The organism is Rhodococcus chondri (assembly GCF_036327435.1).
Classification (GTDB): Bacteria; Actinomycetota; Actinomycetes; order Mycobacteriales; family Mycobacteriaceae; genus Rhodococcus; species Rhodococcus chondri.
Window position 1 is genome coordinate 33,454 of sequence record NZ_JAUZMZ010000003.1, and the last position, 14,387, is coordinate 47,840.

Consider the following 14,387-nt stretch of genomic DNA (forward strand, 5'->3'; position numbering starts at 1 on the left):
ACCGTCCGTCGGGTTCGGCATGTGTGACCGCGACGAGTGCCGCACAGAGAAATCATTACCAGACCCACTGATCGTGCGCTAGATAAAACGATCGTTGACCGAGCGATAGATCCGTGGTAGTTCTTTAGCGATCGATAAGTATCTATGCCGATCTTCTGAAAGGTCTTCTCATGACCAACGCTGTCATCGTCGACGTCGTCCGCGTCGCGTCCGGTAAGGGCAAGCCCGGAGGGGCACTGTCCGGTACCCACCCCGTCGAACTGCTCGCGCACGTCCTGCGCTCCCTCGTCGAGCGCAACGGCATCGACCCCGCGCAGGTCGACGACGTCATCGGCGGCTGCGTCAACCAGGCGGCCGAACAGTCCCTCAACATCTCGCGCACCGCGCTGCTCGCCGCCGGCTTCCCCGAGTCGGTGCCGGCGACCACCATCGACCGTCAGTGCGGGTCGAGCCAGCAGGCCGCACACTTCGCGGCACAGGGCGTCATCGCCGGTGCCTACGACATGGTCATCGCGTGCGGTGTCGAGTCCATGAGCCGCGTCCCGATGGGCACCTCCTCGATGGGCAAGGACACGCAGGGCCCGAGCCTGCGGGCTCGTTACCCCGAAGGGCTGGTCAACCAGGGTATTTCGGCCGAACTCATCTCCGCGAAGTGGAAGTTCGACCGTGACGCCCTCGACGCGTTCTCCGCGCAGTCGCACCAGCGTGCCGCCGCCGCGATCGCCGCGGGCAACTTCGACAGGGAAATCGTCCCGATCGAGGTCACCAACGCAGCCGGTGAGCAGGTGCAGCACACCGTCGACGAAACCGTGCGCGCCGCGACCACCGCCGAGGGACTCGCGGGCCTGAAGCCCTCGTTCTACACCGACGACTACGCCGCACGCTTTCCCGAGGCGCAGTGGATCATCACGCCCGGCAACTCCTCGCCGCTCACCGACGGTGCCTCCGCGGCACTGATCATGAGCGAGGAGATGGCGAACAAGCTGGGTCTGACCCCGCGCGCCCGCTTCCACTCGTTCTCCGTCGCCGGCGACGACCCGATGTTCATGCTCACCGCACCGATCCCGGCCACCCAGAAGGTTCTCGCCAAGGCCGGACTGAGCATCGACGACATCGACGCCTACGAGGTCAACGAGGCCTTCGCGCCGGTGCCGCTGGCCTGGGCGCACGAATTCGGTGCCGACCCGGCCAAGCTCAACCCGTGGGGCGGTGCGATCGCACTGGGTCACGCGCTCGGTTCGTCGGGCACCCGCCTGCTGTCCACCCTCGTCAACTTCCTCGAGGCCTCGGGCGGACGCTACGGTCTGCAGACGATGTGTGAGGGCGCCGGCATGGCCAACGCCACCATCATCGAACGACTCTGATCCACAACATCTCTCGAAAGGGTAATCAATGATCGTCAACGACAGCGTTGCCGTCGTCACCGGCGGTGCCTCGGGTCTCGGCCTCGCCACCACCAAGGCACTGCTCGCCGACGGTGCCACCGTCGTCATCATCGATCTGCCGTCCTCCAACGGTGAGGCCGTCGCCAAGGAACTCGGCGACCGCGTGCGCTTCGCGCCCGCCGACGTCACCGACGAGGCCGCGGTCGTCGAGGCCCTCGACCTCGCCGAGTCGCTCGGGCCGCTGCGCGTGGCCGTCAACTGCGCGGGCATCGGCAATGCCATGAAGACCGTCAGCAAGAAGGGCGCCTTCCCGCTCGACGGCTTCAAGAAGGTCATCGACGTCAACCTCATCGGCACGTTCAACGTGATCCGTCTTGCCGCCGAGCGCATCTCCAAGACCGAGCCCATCGAAGGCGAGCGGGGCGTCATCATCAACACCGCCTCCGTCGCGGCGTTCGACGGCCAGATCGGCCAGGCGGCCTATTCGGCGTCGAAGGGCGGCGTCGTCGGCATGACCCTGCCGATCGCCCGCGATCTGGCATCGCTGCTGATCCGCGTCGTCACGATCGCTCCGGGTCTGTTCAAGACCCCGCTGCTCGGCTCGCTGCCCGAAGAGGCCCAGGCCTCCCTCGGCCAGCAGGTTCCGCACCCGGCGCGCCTCGGCGATCCCGCCGAGTACGGTGCCCTCGCTGCCCACATCGTGACCAACGCGATGCTCAACGGTGAGGTCATCCGCCTCGACGGTGCCATCCGTATGGCACCGCGCTAGATCGACCGCCACGAGAGGATGGGGCCCATGACCACGGAAGTCGAACGCGACGCCCCGGGCGCGTGGCGCCGGTTCGAGCCGCTGCAACTCGGCCCCATCCTCGAGTGCGCCCTGGAAGCGTTCAGTGAGAATGGTTTCCACGGCACCACCGTCCGCGATCTGGCTCGCCGGGTCGGCGTGACGGTGCCCGCTCTGTACTACCACCACGAGAACAAGGAAGCCGTTCTCGTCACCCTGCTCGACGCCGCCGTCCTCGATCTCATCGACCGCGTTCTGGCCGCCGTCGCAGCAGGCGGGGACGATCCGGTCGCGCGGTTCGGCAATGCCGTCGAAGCGATCGTGCTCAACATGACCCACCGCGCGAAACGCTCCAGCCTGGACTCCGAGCTGCGGCACGTGTCGCCGGAGAACCGGCGCACCTACGCCGCAAGCCGCAAACGCCTCGAACTCATCATGCTCGACCTGGTCCGCGACGGCGCCGAGCAGGACGTCTTCGCCGTAGACGACATCGACGAGAGCGTGCGGGCCATGCTCGGCATGTTCCAGTCCATCGCCCGCTGGTACCAACTCGACGGACCGCTCACCCCGGCCCAGGTCGCCGATCGCTACACCGCGATCGCCCTGCGCATCGTGGGCCACCACGACACCGCCTGACTTTTTCAGCGAGGAGACATTTCGTGCTGTCCACTGCCTTCACCGAAACATTCGGCGTCCGCCACCCCATCGTGCAGGGCGGGATGCAATGGGTCGGTCGCGCCGAACTGGTTGCTCCGGTCGCCGACGCCGGCGCCCTCGGCATGATCACCGCGCTGACCCAGCCGACCCCCGAGGACCTCGCGAAGGAGATTGCCCGTACCCGCGAGCTCACCGATCAGCCGTTCGGCGTCAACCTGACGATCCTGCCGTCCATCACTCCGCCCCCGTACGACGAATACCGTCGGGTCATCATCGACTCCGGCATCAAGATCGTCGAAACCGCGGGTTCCAACCCTGCGCCGCACCTGCCCGACTTCCACGCGGCCGGAATCAAGGTGCTGCACAAGTGCACGAGCGTGCGGCACGCGGTCAAGGCCCAGGACGCCGGCGTCGACGGCATCAGCATCGACGGCTTCGAATGCGCCGGACATCCCGGTGAGGACGACGTCCCGGGCCTGGTGCTCATCGCCGCGGCGGCCGAGCAGATCACGATCCCGATGATCGCGTCCGGTGGTTTCGGTGACGGTCGCGGTCTCGTCGCGGCTCTCGCGCTCGGGGCGGACGGCATCAACATGGGCACCCGCTTCATGTGCACCGCCGAATCGCCGATCCACCAGAACATCAAGGAAGCGATCGTCGCGGCGAACGAAACCGACACCGAACTGATCTTCCGCACGCTGCGCAACACCGCGCGGGTGGCGAGCAACACCGTCAGCCGCGAGGTCGTCGAAATCCTGAACAGGGGAGGGCAGTTCCCCGACGTGCAGGAACTGGTCGCGGGGTCGCGTGGTCGCCTCGTCTACGAGAACGGTGATCCCGACGCCGGGATCTGGACCGTCGGCACCGTCCAGGGCCTCATCCACGACATCCCCACCGCCGGTGAACTCGTCGAGCGCATCGTCGCCGAGGCCGAAGCCCTGATCTCCGAGCGTCTCGCGGGCATGATGTCGCGCGTGAACGCCCGACTCGCATAATTTTCGGGAGAAACCATGCAACGCACCCTGTTCGACGCCGATCACGAAGCGTACCGCGGGACGGTGCGCGAGTTCCTCGCCCGCGAGGTCGTTCCCAATTACGAACGCTGGGAAGAGGACCGGCTCATCGACCGCTCGGTGTACCTCGCGGCGGGCAAGGCCGGGATCCTGGGCCTCGGAGTCCCCGAAGAATTCGGCGGGTCCGGTGTCACCGACTACCGATTCCGGCACATCGTCCAGGAAGAGACCGCCCGCACCGGCACGACGTCGTTCGCCGCGACTCTGGCGCTGCAGGACGACATCGCCATCCCGTACCTGCTGCACCTGGGCACCGAGGAGCAGAAAGCACGCTGGTTGCCGCGCATGGCGGCCGGCGAACTGATCGGCGCGATCGCGATGACCGAGCCCGGCGCCGGCTCGGACCTGCAGGGAGTCAAGACCACTGCGGTGCGCGACGGGGACGAATGGGTCATCAACGGCCAGAAGACGTTCATCACCAACGGTATCCACTCCGATCTCGTGATCGTGGTGTGCCGTACGGATCCGAGTGCCGGCTCGAAGGGCCTCTCGCTCATCGTCGTCGAGCGCGACACCCCCGGATTCGGCCGGGGACGCAAGCTGCACAAGGTCGGTCTCGCCGCCCAGGACACCGCCGAGCTGGTGTTCGAGGATGCGCGGGTACCGGCGGAGAACCTGCTCGGTACGCAGGGGCGCGGATTCGTCCACCTGATGGAGAACCTGCCGCTCGAGCGCATCGGCATCGCGGTCTCCGCGATCACGTCCGCGCGCGCCGCCTACGAGTGGACGAAGCAATACGTCTTCGAACGCAGGGTGTTCGGCAAGCCGATCGGCGACCTGCAGAACACCCGCTTCGTGCTCGCCGAGATGCTCACCGAAATCGAGGTCACCGAATCGCACATCGACCGGTGCGTTCTCGCGCTCAATGCCGGTGAGCTCACCGCCGTGGACGCGTCGAAGGCCAAGTGGTGGGCGAGCGAGTTGCAGAAGCGCGTCGTCGACCGCGGTGTGCAGCTGCACGGTGGCTACGGCTACATGATGGAGTACCCGATCGGTCGTGCCTACGTCGATGCACGGATCCAGACGATCTACGGCGGCACCACCGAGGTGATGAAGGAGATCATCGGCCGCGACATCGCGGCCGAGTTCAAATGAAAACGCCGGAAGGAGCCAGATGTTCGATCTGACGGGTAAGCGGGCGCTGATCACGGGTGGTTCGGCCGGGCTGGGTCTCGGCATGGCCCGCGGCCTCGCCCGCGCCGGTGCAGACGTGGCGCTGTGGGGACGCAGCGCGGGCAAACTCGATGCCGCGGCCACCGAACTCGCCGACTTCGGCGGCAAGGTGGTCACCCGATCCGTGGATGTCGCAGACGAGCAGGCGGTGATCGATGGCGTCGCGGCGACTGCCGAGGAACTCGGCGGGCTCGACGTCGTGGTGGTCAACGCGGGAATCGGTGTGCCCCTGCAGAAGTTCGCCGAGTCGTCGACCGAGCAGTATCGGAAGGTCATGGCGACCAACGTCGACGGCGCCTACTTCACGCTGCGTGAGGCCACGAAGGTGCTTGTGGCACAGGGCTCCGGTGGCTCGATGATCGTTACCTCGAGTCTCGGCGCGATCGAGGGTGCCGGTCGCAACCAGGCGTACGGGGCTACCAAGGCGGCGGTGCTGGCCCTGGCGAACGGATGCGCCGTCGAGCTCGCGCGCTACGACATCCGCGTCAACAGCGTTCTCCCGGGCTGGATCGCGACCGACATGACCGGACCGCTGCAGGAATCCGACATCTTCAACAGCAACGTCATTTCCCGGGTGCCACTCGGCCGCTGGGGCAGGCCCGAGGACTTCGAAGGTATCGCCGTGTATCTCGCGAGCGACGCGTCCGCGTTCCAGACGGGGAGTTCGACGCTGATCGACGGCGGCTACAGCATTTTCTGACCTGGGCCGGCCCTACGATGGGCGGGTGTCAGGTTCCGAAGTAGAGGTCATCCGCGTCAGTGCGGTCGTGCTCCGCAACTCCGACGGTGAGGTGCTGACGGTGCGCAAGCGCAACACCGCCCGGTTCATGCTGCCGGGCGGCAAACCCGAACCCGACGAGACGGCCGCCGACACTGCTGTCCGCGAGTGTGCCGAGGAGGTCGGGGCGGTGCTCGAGCTCGGTGCGCTCCGGACGGTCGGCGTCTTCCTGGCCGATGCGGCCAACGAGCCGGGGCTGAAGATCGAGGGCACGGTGTTCGAGCATCCGCCTGTCGAGATCGCGGGCCCGGCCGCCGAGATCGAAGAGATCCGTTGGCTCGACCCGGCGAGCGACCTGCTGCCGGGCGATCTGGCGCCACTGCTCGAGCATTTCGTGCTGCCCGCGCTCGTTCGCTGACGCGGCATCCCGCGGCGGAAGCCGGATTATCGACTTATATTGCGTCATTCTCCGTAATCGGTAACTCTGTTCTTACAGTTGAACACATATTCGCTCGGAAGGAACCACATGGCCCTCACTGCACTGCTGGAACTCGAATTCAAGGCCGACGCAATCGACGACGCGAAAAAAGTGATGGACCGCGTCCTCGGTGAAACCCGGGCCTTCGACGGCTGCCTCGGCATCGAGATCCTCGTCGATCAGAAGAACGAGGCGCGCTGGGTCGTGGTCGAGAAGTGGCAGTCGGCCGAACACGATGCCGCCTACCGGAAGTTCCGTGCCGGTGAGGGAGCGATCACCGACCTCGGTCCGCTGCTCGGCGGAGCGCCGAAGCTCACCCATTACACGAGTCTGTAGACCCCGTAACGGGAGCGTGGACCTGCCCCGACCGCAGGTCCACGCTTCGTCGCCGACAGGGATCTACAGCGCCAGGCGCTGCCGTGCGGCGTCGTACTCGGCAGTGAGACGCTCGACCACCGCCGCCGCGGGAACGACCCGGTCGACGGTGCCGACACCCTGCCCGGCGCCCCAGATGTCGCGCCATGCCTTCGCGGCGGTGTCGGACGCGAAATTCATTGCTGACGGGTCGGACTCGGGGAGGTTCTCCGGATCCAGGCCGGCCGCTTCGATGCTGCCGCGCAGGTAGTTGCCGTGGACGCCGGTGAACAGATTGGAGTACACGATGTCCGACGCGGTGGAGTCGACGATCATCTGCTTGTAGCCCTGCTCCGCGTTCGCTTCCTCGGTGGCGATGAACACCGACCCGGCGTAGGCGAGATCGGCGCCGGCCGCCTGTGCCGCGAGGATCGAGTTGCCGTGCGCGATCGCGCCGGACAGCAGCAGCGGGCCGTCGAACCAGGTGCGGATCTCCTGGAGCAGCGCGAACGGCGACTGCGTGCCGGCATGTCCGCCCGCGCCCGTAGCGACCGCGATGAGCCCGTCGGCGCCCTTCTCGACGGCTTTGCGCGCGAAGCGGTTGTCGATGATGTCGTGCAGCACGATGCCACCGTAGGAATGGACGGCCTCGTAGACATCCGTACGGGCGCCGAGCGAAGTGATGACGATCGGGACCCGGAAATCGACGACCGCCGCGAGGTCTTCTTCGAGCCGGTCGTTGGACCGGTGAACGATGAGGTTGACCGCATAGGGGGCGGACGGTGCATCGGGATTGTTCGCGTCGTGCTTGGCCAGCGCCTCGGTGATCCGGACGAGCCATTCCCGCAGCTGCGCGTGCGGACGCGCGTTCAGCGACGGAAACGAGCCGACGATCCCGGACGTGCACTGCGCGATCACCAGTTCGGGGTTGGACACGAGGAACATCGGCGACGCCACGAGGGGGAGGCGCAGGCGGTCTTTCAGGACGGGCGGCAGGCTCATTCGGTTTCTCCTGGTAGGGACGACGGCGTTGCCGCCGGGGTGAGCTGGGCGGCCATGAGGGGCATCAGGGCCTGCAGGCCCTTGATCGGGCGAACCATCACCTTGAACGAGATGATGCGATCCCGGTGGTCCCAGCCGATGATGTCGACGCCGTTGACATGGACGCCGTCGAGGTCGGCTTCGAACTCGAGGACCGCCGATCGGTCGCCGTACCACTCGCCGACGTAGTGGAAGCCGGTGTCGTTGCCGAACACCGTGAGCGCGGCCTGCAGGTAGGCGAGCGTTGCGTCCTTGCCTGCCTGCGGTGTGAACACGGCCGGCGACGAGAACACGGCATCGTCGGCAAGAAGATCCACGAGGGCGGTGCGGTCGTCGTGCTCCACGATGTGGTGCCAACGCACGACGACGTCGGGGCGTGCGGGAGTCGCCAAGATCGTGCCTTCCTGTGGTGGTTCGTGCGAGCGTAGAACCTCCGCGGCTAAACAGTCAATGGTGACGGTTAACGATTTTGTTCGACGCCGGTTAAGGTAACGGGCGGGGCGACGGCCGGTCGCCGCGTCCCGAAGCAGCATCGAGCGTGGAGGTAACCGGGCATGTTGGAACTTTTCGGCGTGATCGTGGTGTGGGTGACGGTCGCCATCGTGGCCCTGGGAACCCTGTTCCTGGTCGTCGTCTCGACGGTCGACGAGCACTTCCTGCAGCGCAAGCCGAAGAAGGCGCACCTCGACAAGACCGACCGCGGCGCCGCAGTCACCAGGTAGGACCGGCCGATCGGCGCGCCTACCCCCAGCCGAGCTGGTGGAGGCGCTCCTCTTCGATCCCGAAATAGTGCGCGATCTCGTGGATCACCGTCACGGCGACCTCGTGCACCACGTCGTCGTCGGTTTCGCAGATGCCGAGGATCGCGTCGCGGTAGATCGTGATCGTGTCCGGCAGCGAACCCGCGTACTGACTGTCGCGCTCGGTGAGCGCGATGCCCTGATACAGACCCAGCAGGTCCGGCTCGTCGTCGTGGTGGGGTTCGACGAGGACCACGACATTGTCGATCGCCCGCGCGAGCTCCGGCGGGATCAGGTCCAGTGCGTCCGAGACGAGCCCTTCGAAATGCTCGTCGCTCATCGTGACCGCCACCTCACGAACCCGGCAGTGGTACGGCACCGGGCAACGGCGCGGGCAGCGATCGTCCCTCGGGAACCGGCGGAGGCGGCACGGGCGGCTGGCCGTCGATGAGGATGTCGCCCTTGGCGCTGCCCGTGATGGAGGCGAAGCCGCCCCCCTCGACCTGCTTGCCCACCGAGCAGTTGACCTTGCGACTGCCCGCCAGCCAGCTGCCGAAGTTCAGGTTGTCCCAGAACAGTGTCAGCGTCTTGTTGCGCAATCCGTCCGGGTCGCCGAGATACTGATTCACCGTTTCGGTGCAGGTCTGCTCGAGATAGCGGTCCTGGTCTTCGATGCTCGGCAGCCCTTCGGGGAACTGCGACGACAGATCGACCACCGACACCACCTCGAAGGCGTGCGGTTTCGTGCACTCGACGGGATCGGCCGGTACACCGTTGTTGATGCCGATGCACACGCCCGCCTCCCACGCCCGGGACTGGTCCTGGTCGGCGACCTTGCCCTTGATCGGGAGCAGATTGCCGGTCGTCGAGGAGAACTGCAGGCCGCAGCGCAGCGTGCGCTCACCCGCGGCCCAGCCGGCTTCACCGGGATTGATGAGCCCGACGCTGAACTTGCCGGACGGATCGAAGCGGCCGTTCAGGTAGTCCATCGCGTCGGGCGTGCACTGCTCCTCGCGGAGCTCCGTGAACCGCAGCACCGACGGGAAGCGCGACCCCGGGCCCCACTCGGTGCCCGGAAAGACACTGAGGTCGATATCGGCAACCACCTCGAACAAATGGGTCTGCTCGCAATCGACCTTCGTGAGGTCACTCGCGTCGAGCTCCGTCCACGTGAGGCAATCGCCGGCGGTGGAGGTTCCGAACGCCTCACCGGCGACCGCGCCGGTGGTGCTGATGCTGTTTCCTGCGTCGGTTCCGCCGCCGTCCGCTCCCTGGAAGCCCGCGACGACGAACGTCGCGATTGCAGCAAGAACCGCGCCCGCTGCGACGAGCACCAACGCGCGGCGGGTCAGCCTTGCTGAAGGCGGACGCCGTACGGATCGCTGTTTCTTGTCTTCGGCCATCGCTACCCATCATGCCTGTCCGCGCGCGCGCAGGTAACGTCCGGTCGATGACCGACAGTCCGATCGATCCGGAGATCCAGGAGATCGCACAGCGTGTGTTCGATGCGGCACGCGCCGGCGACACCGAAACCCTCGCCGTCTACATCGACGCCGGTGTCCCGCTGAACCTCACCAACGGCACGGGCGACACCCTGGTGATGCTCGCCGCGTACCACGGGCACGCCCCCGCGGTGCAGGTCCTCATCGAGCGCGGAGCCGACGTCGATCGCCTCAACGACCGCGGTCAGTCCCCGCTCGCGGGCGCGGTGTTCAAGGGTGAGGAAGCGGTGGTGCGGATGCTCACCGCCGCCGGCGCGGACCCTCGCGCCGGGCACCCCACCGCCGAGGACTCCGCGAAGATGTTCGGGCGTGAGGACTACCTGCAACTCTGGCAACGGTAGGCTTCGATCCCGTGATCGACCTCAAGTTCCTCCGCGAAAATCCCGACGCCGTCCGCGAGTCGCAGCGCACCCGGGGTGAGGACCCCGGCCTCGTCGACGCTCTGCTCGAAGCCGACGCCGCACGTCGCGCCGCCGTGCTGGCCGGCGACAACGCCCGAGCCGAGCAGAAGGCGCTGGGCAAGAAGGTCGGCCAGGCATCCCCCGAGGAGCGCCCCGCCCTGCTCGCCGGCTCCAAGGAACTGGCCGCGAAGGTCAAGGAACTCGAGGCCGAGCAGCACGAAGCCGAACAGACGATGCAGCGCGCCCACCTCGCGATCTCCAACGTCGTGCAGGAGGGAGCACCCGCCGGCGGCGAGGACGACTTCGTCACCCTCGAAACCGTCGGGGAGCTGCCCACGTTCGACTTCGAGCCGAAGGACCACCTCACGCTCGGCGAGTCACTGGGCCTGCTCGACATGGAACGCGGCGCCAAGGTCTCCGGCGCACGCTTCTACTTCCTCACCGGATACGGCGCGCTGCTGCAGCTCGGCCTGCTGCAACTCGCCGCGCAGAAGGCCACCGCCAACGGATTCACGATGATGATCCCGCCGGTGCTGGTGCGCCCCGAGATCATGCAGGGCACTGGCTTCCTGGGCGCGCACGCCGACGAGATCTACCATCTCGAGGACGACGACCTGTATCTGGTCGGTACGTCCGAGGTGCCGCTCGCGGGCTACCACTCGGGTGAAATCCTCGACCTGGCGGCCGGTCCGAAACGCTACGCGGGCTGGTCGTCGTGCTTCCGCCGCGAAGCGGGCAGCTACGGCAAGGACACCCGCGGCATCATCCGCGTCCACCAGTTCGACAAGGTGGAGATGTTCGTCTACTGCAAGCCCGAAGACGCCACCGCCGAACACCAGCGTCTGCTGGCGTGGGAGCGCGAGATGCTCGCCGCGATCGACGTGCCGTATCGCGTCATCGACGTCGCCGGCGGCGACCTCGGCTCGTCCGCGGCCCGCAAGTTCGACTGCGAAGCGTGGGTGCCGACGCAGGAGCGCTACCGCGAGCTGACATCGACGTCGAACTGCACCACCTTCCAGGCGCGGCGCCTGAACGTGCGCTACCGCGACGAGAACGGCAAGCCGCAGACCGCCGCAACCCTCAACGGCACGCTGGCGACCACCCGCTGGCTGGTGGCGCTGCTCGAAAACCACCAGCAGGCGGACGGCACCGTGAAGGTGCCGCCGGCGCTGGTGCCGTTCGTCGGCCGTGAGGTGCTGGGTCCGGTCGGCTGAGCCTCAGCGAAGGATCAGACAGGTCGTCGAACCGGTGGCGAGCAGCCGGCCCTCGTCGTCGCGCGCCTCACCGCGCGCGGTCGCGGTGCGGCGGCCGGCGTGCTCACAGAACGCCTGCACCCGCACGATGCCCTTTCCGGTCTGCACCGGCCGGAGGTAGCGGACTTGCAGATCGAGGGTCGTGTAGCCGACACCGGCTTCGAGAGTGCTCGCGACGCTGAACCCCATGGCCGTGTCGAACAGCGTCGCAAGTACTCCGCCGTGGATGCTGCCCACCGCATTGCTGTGGTACTCCTGCGGTTCGATGCTCACCTCGACGAACCCCTCGCGGGCGTCGGTGACGGTGAACCCCAGCGTGCGGGACGTGGGGTGGTGCGGGATTGTGCCGTCGATGAGGCCACGGAGGAAATCGAGGCCGTGCATGTCACGGTTCGCCGCGGAGGTCGGGGCGGGATCCTCCCAGGTGTAGGTGCGCTGTCGCTGCGGTCCGTTGTGCTCGCTCACGATCGACGACGTTATCGGACCGGACGCCGGGGCGTGACAGACGCACCTGTGCGTGCCACCCTGTATTCATGCGTCATCGATGTTGATTCGACCCGCTGACTTCACTTTCACTCCGGGCGGTCGCGTACTCGGCCACCCGCGAGTTCGTGCCTCTCTACGGCCTCTACGCTCTCCTGTTCGAAGATCACGGGCTGAGCACCGCCGGTATCTCGTCGCTGTTCGTGCTGTGGTCGGTCGTGGCGTTCGCCGCCGAGGTGCCCTCGGGTGCGTGGGCCGACACCGTGTCGCGGCGGGGGTTGCTGCTGGGCAGCGGTGCGTTGTTCACCGCGGCGTTCACCGTGTGGCTGCTGTGGCCCACGTATTGGGGGTTCGCGGCAGGGTTCGTGCTGTGGGGTGTGAGCGAGTCCTTGAAATCCGGCACGTTCGAGGCGCTGCTGTACGACGAACTGGCCGCACATGGCGGCGAACACCGGTATGCGGCGGTGATGGGCTACGCGAACGCGGGCGAGATGGTGTGCGTGTTCGTTGCGACGCTCTCTGCGGCCCCGCTCTTCGATTTCGGCGGCTATGCGCTGGTCGGCTGGGTGTCGGTGGCGATCACCGTCGCGAACACCCTGCTCGTGTTGTCGCTGCCGTCCGCGCCGCGGAAGATGGAGGCCGACGAGATCGACGGCAGCGGAAACACTCTCGTCGCCCGCTACCTCGCGGCGTTGCGCGCCGGCACGTCGGAGGTCCGCACCGATGCGGTGGTGCGCCGCGTCGTGGTGCTGACCGCTGCGCTGCTGGCCGTGCTTGCGTTCGACGAATACTTCGGCCTGCTGGCCCGGGAGGGGGGAGCCACCACCGAATTCGTGCCCGTTCTGGTCGCGCTGACCGTCGTCGGACAGGTGATCGGTGCGGCGACCGCCGGCCGCACCGCGAGAATGAGCGGCGCGGTGATGGGCGCGGTGGTGGTGACCGGCGCCGTGCTGCTGGCGGCGGGCGCGCTGCTCGGCGGCGTCACGGGGTTCGCTGCCATCGGTCTCGGTTACGGTGCACTGCACAACACGGCCGTGGTCGCCGAGGCCCGGTTGCAGGACACGATGTCGGGTCGCGCCCGCGCGACCGTGTCGTCGGTGGTGGGTCTGACCAGTGAGCTGCTGTCGGTGGCGGTGTTCGCGGGTTTCGCGGTGGGATCGGCGTGGCTGCCGTTGTCGGTTCTGGTCGCGGTCACCGTGCTGCCGCTCGTGGGGGCGGGCGTTGCGGCGGTGCGATGGCTGCCGCCCGCGCACTCAGTCGATTCTTAGGACCTCCGGTTATCGTCCGCATCATGCGTGCTCGTCTTACTGTCCTGTTCATCGCCGTCGCCGGTCTCGTGCTCGTCGGCTCCGGTGCGGTGTTCGCCTACACCGACGACCCCGAACCGCGCGTCGCGGTCGCGCAGGAACCGGATCCGGACGACGACTCGGTCGACACCGTGCGCGGCAACTTGCAGCAGGCGAGTCTTCCGCTCGCGGTGCTCGGTGCCGGGGTCGGTCAGCTCACCGACGGCAGTCGTCAGCTCGACGACGGCGCCCATCTCCTCGCCGACGGTCTTGCTCAGGCACACGCGGGTGGACGGCAGCTTGCGGACGGGCTCGGGCAACTCGAAGGGGGTGTCACGCAGCTCGGTGACGGTGCGACTCAGATCAGTGCCGGGGTCGACGAAGTGGTGGAGCGGCTCACCGGCTTCGGCGCGATGCAGGCAACCGTCTCCGTACAGCTCAGCGACGTCGCCGACGGTCTCGCGCTCGCGGCCGACCCGGTGTCGCAGGCCGCTGCGGATGAGCTGCGCACCCTGGTCGGCACATTGAACAGCGAGGGGCTCGGACCCGACACGCTCGACCAGCTCGGGCAGTTGCGCGACGGTGCCCGGCAGCTCTCATACGAGTTGACCGCCCCCGACGCCGAGTTCGTGGCGGGGATGGCGCAGGCGGCGGACGGTTCGCGGCAGCTGCGCGACGGCCTCATGCAGCTCGACGACGGCGGTCGGCAGCTCGTCGACGGCACCGGTCGGCTGGCCGGTGGTGTCGTGCCGGTGGGCAACGTCGTACAGGGGATTTCCGACAACGTGAAAGAAGCAACGGGAGCATTGACGTCGCAGACCGATTCCGCGCAGGCTGCGGCACCGGAAGCCGAGGTCGCAGCCCGGCAATGGTGGCCGTACGTGCTGGTCGGGGTAGGCGCGGCGCTGCTGGGCATGGCTGCGTTGGGCAACCCGCGACCCGCGGCGGCGTTGGGCAACCTGCGACCCGCGGCGGCGTTGGGCAACCCGCGACCCGCGGCGGCGTTGGACAATCCGCGACCCGCGGCGGCGTCCGGTCACCACGCGAGGTGACCGT

18 protein-coding genes are annotated in these 14,387 nt (G+C 67.4%); 13 read left to right on the plus strand and 5 right to left on the minus strand.

The genetic code is table 11. From position 1 onward, the window contains the following. Positions 1 to 170: 170 nt before the first annotated feature. The 8 genes from Q8814_RS01200 to Q8814_RS01235 all read left to right on the plus strand — a co-directional run bounded on the left by Q8814_RS01200 (position 171) and on the right by Q8814_RS01235 (position 6,607). A complete protein-coding gene (locus tag Q8814_RS01200; RefSeq protein WP_330150167.1) occupies positions 171 to 1,364 on the plus strand; it encodes a thiolase family protein in 1,194 nt (397 codons plus the stop codon). 28 nt (positions 1,365 to 1,392) lie between these two features. Further along, complete coding sequence (locus tag Q8814_RS01205) at positions 1,393 to 2,154, plus strand: 3-hydroxyacyl-CoA dehydrogenase (RefSeq protein ID WP_330150168.1); 762 nt, start codon at positions 1,393 to 1,395, stop codon at positions 2,152 to 2,154. Between the two features lie 27 nt (positions 2,155 to 2,181). After that, positions 2,182 to 2,808, plus strand: coding sequence for a TetR/AcrR family transcriptional regulator (locus tag Q8814_RS01210; protein WP_330150169.1), 627 nt, complete (start codon positions 2,182 to 2,184; stop codon positions 2,806 to 2,808). Positions 2,809 to 2,831: 23 nt separating this feature from the next. Further along, a complete protein-coding gene (locus tag Q8814_RS01215; RefSeq protein WP_330150170.1) occupies positions 2,832 to 3,824 on the plus strand; it encodes an NAD(P)H-dependent flavin oxidoreductase in 993 nt (330 codons plus the stop codon). 15 nt (positions 3,825 to 3,839) lie between these two features. Further along, positions 3,840 to 4,997 carry an acyl-CoA dehydrogenase family protein gene (locus Q8814_RS01220; protein ID WP_330150171.1) on the plus strand — a complete coding sequence of 386 codons (1,158 nt, stop codon included), beginning with the start codon at positions 3,840 to 3,842 and terminating at the stop codon, positions 4,995 to 4,997. Positions 4,998 to 5,016: 19 nt separating this feature from the next. Next, on the plus strand, positions 5,017 to 5,775 hold the full coding sequence (locus Q8814_RS01225; protein WP_330150172.1) for an SDR family NAD(P)-dependent oxidoreductase: 759 nt from the start codon (positions 5,017 to 5,019) through the stop codon (positions 5,773 to 5,775). Between the two features lie 25 nt (positions 5,776 to 5,800). Beyond that, positions 5,801 to 6,211: an NUDIX hydrolase gene (locus tag Q8814_RS01230; RefSeq protein ID WP_330150173.1), complete on the plus strand. Its 411-nt coding sequence runs from the start codon at positions 5,801 to 5,803 to the stop codon at positions 6,209 to 6,211. A 108-nt stretch (positions 6,212 to 6,319) separates the two neighbouring features. Next, positions 6,320 to 6,607, plus strand: a complete 288-nt coding sequence (locus Q8814_RS01235; RefSeq protein ID WP_330150174.1) for a putative quinol monooxygenase — start codon at positions 6,320 to 6,322, stop codon at positions 6,605 to 6,607. A gap of 63 nt (positions 6,608 to 6,670) precedes the next feature. Here the strand turns inward: Q8814_RS01235 and Q8814_RS01240 are convergent, their stop codons facing one another. Beyond that, complete coding sequence (locus Q8814_RS01240; protein WP_330150175.1) at positions 6,671 to 7,627, minus strand: NAD(P)H-dependent flavin oxidoreductase; 957 nt, start codon at positions 7,625 to 7,627, stop codon at positions 6,671 to 6,673. Then, positions 7,624 to 8,058, minus strand: coding sequence for a nuclear transport factor 2 family protein (locus Q8814_RS01245; RefSeq protein WP_330150176.1), 435 nt, complete (start codon positions 8,056 to 8,058; stop codon positions 7,624 to 7,626). Before Q8814_RS01245 ends, Q8814_RS01240 begins: the two co-directional genes overlap by 4 nt. A 162-nt stretch (positions 8,059 to 8,220) precedes the next feature. On the opposite strand from Q8814_RS01245, the gene Q8814_RS01250 reads away from it, so the two are divergent. Beyond that, entirely contained in the window at positions 8,221 to 8,388 is a 168-nt protein-coding gene (locus tag Q8814_RS01250; protein WP_330150177.1) for a hypothetical protein, read from the plus strand. A gap of 19 nt (positions 8,389 to 8,407) precedes the next feature. Here the strand turns inward: Q8814_RS01250 and Q8814_RS01255 are convergent, their stop codons facing one another. Together Q8814_RS01255 and Q8814_RS01260 are read right to left on the minus strand one after the other, a co-directional pair. Then, complete coding sequence (locus Q8814_RS01255; RefSeq protein ID WP_330150178.1) at positions 8,408 to 8,746, minus strand: metallopeptidase family protein; 339 nt, start codon at positions 8,744 to 8,746, stop codon at positions 8,408 to 8,410. Between the two features lie 13 nt (positions 8,747 to 8,759). After that, complete coding sequence (locus Q8814_RS01260; protein WP_330150179.1) at positions 8,760 to 9,809, minus strand: septum formation family protein; 1,050 nt, start codon at positions 9,807 to 9,809, stop codon at positions 8,760 to 8,762. A 47-nt stretch (positions 9,810 to 9,856) separates the two neighbouring features. Here Q8814_RS01260 and Q8814_RS01265 point away from each other — a divergent pair, with 47 nt between their 5' ends. Further along, positions 9,857 to 10,249 carry an ankyrin repeat domain-containing protein gene (locus Q8814_RS01265; RefSeq protein ID WP_330150180.1) on the plus strand — a complete coding sequence of 131 codons (393 nt, stop codon included), beginning with the start codon at positions 9,857 to 9,859 and terminating at the stop codon, positions 10,247 to 10,249. An 11-nt stretch (positions 10,250 to 10,260) separates the two neighbouring features. Further along, a complete protein-coding gene (gene serS, locus Q8814_RS01270) occupies positions 10,261 to 11,523 on the plus strand; it encodes a serine--tRNA ligase (RefSeq protein WP_330150181.1) in 1,263 nt (420 codons plus the stop codon). A 3-nt stretch (positions 11,524 to 11,526) separates the two neighbouring features. Here the strand turns inward: serS and Q8814_RS01275 are convergent, their stop codons facing one another. After that, entirely contained in the window at positions 11,527 to 11,946 is a 420-nt protein-coding gene (locus tag Q8814_RS01275; RefSeq protein WP_330150198.1) for a PaaI family thioesterase, read from the minus strand. Between the two features lie 176 nt (positions 11,947 to 12,122). Here Q8814_RS01275 and Q8814_RS01280 point away from each other — a divergent pair, with 176 nt between their 5' ends. Further along, positions 12,123 to 13,313, plus strand: a complete 1,191-nt coding sequence (locus Q8814_RS01280; protein ID WP_330150199.1) for an MFS transporter — start codon at positions 12,123 to 12,125, stop codon at positions 13,311 to 13,313. 23 nt (positions 13,314 to 13,336) lie between these two features. Next, positions 13,337 to 14,383, plus strand: a complete 1,047-nt coding sequence (locus tag Q8814_RS01285) for a hypothetical protein (RefSeq protein ID WP_330150182.1) — start codon at positions 13,337 to 13,339, stop codon at positions 14,381 to 14,383. Positions 14,384 to 14,387 lie beyond the last annotated feature (4 nt).

Bases quoted from the DNA above. Each gene is read 5' to 3' on its own strand.
- Q8814_RS01210 (WP_330150169.1), top strand. From the start codon at position 2,182: ATGACCACGGAAGTCGAACGCGACGCCCCGGGCGCGTGGCGCCGGTTC.
- Q8814_RS01220 (WP_330150171.1), top strand. From the start codon at position 3,840: ATGCAACGCACCCTGTTCGACGCCGATCACGAAGCGTACCGCGGGACG.
- Q8814_RS01240 (WP_330150175.1), bottom strand. From the start codon at position 7,627: ATGAGCCTGCCGCCCGTCCTGAAAGACCGCCTGCGCCTCCCCCTCGTG.
- Q8814_RS01265 (WP_330150180.1), top strand. From the start codon at position 9,857: ATGACCGACAGTCCGATCGATCCGGAGATCCAGGAGATCGCACAGCGT.
- Q8814_RS01285 (WP_330150182.1), top strand. From the start codon at position 13,337: ATGCGTGCTCGTCTTACTGTCCTGTTCATCGCCGTCGCCGGTCTCGTG.
- Q8814_RS01200 (WP_330150167.1), top strand. From the start codon at position 171: ATGACCAACGCTGTCATCGTCGACGTCGTCCGCGTCGCGTCCGGTAAG.
- Q8814_RS01235 (WP_330150174.1), top strand. From the start codon at position 6,320: ATGGCCCTCACTGCACTGCTGGAACTCGAATTCAAGGCCGACGCAATC.
- Q8814_RS01275 (WP_330150198.1), bottom strand. From the start codon at position 11,946: ATGCACGGCCTCGATTTCCTCCGTGGCCTCATCGACGGCACAATCCCG.
- Q8814_RS01250 (WP_330150177.1), top strand. From the start codon at position 8,221: ATGTTGGAACTTTTCGGCGTGATCGTGGTGTGGGTGACGGTCGCCATC.
- Q8814_RS01255 (WP_330150178.1), bottom strand. From the start codon at position 8,746: ATGAGCGACGAGCATTTCGAAGGGCTCGTCTCGGACGCACTGGACCTG.
- Q8814_RS01225 (WP_330150172.1), top strand. From the start codon at position 5,017: ATGTTCGATCTGACGGGTAAGCGGGCGCTGATCACGGGTGGTTCGGCC.
- Q8814_RS01205 (WP_330150168.1), top strand. From the start codon at position 1,393: ATGATCGTCAACGACAGCGTTGCCGTCGTCACCGGCGGTGCCTCGGGT.
- Q8814_RS01260 (WP_330150179.1), bottom strand. From the start codon at position 9,809: ATGGCCGAAGACAAGAAACAGCGATCCGTACGGCGTCCGCCTTCAGCA.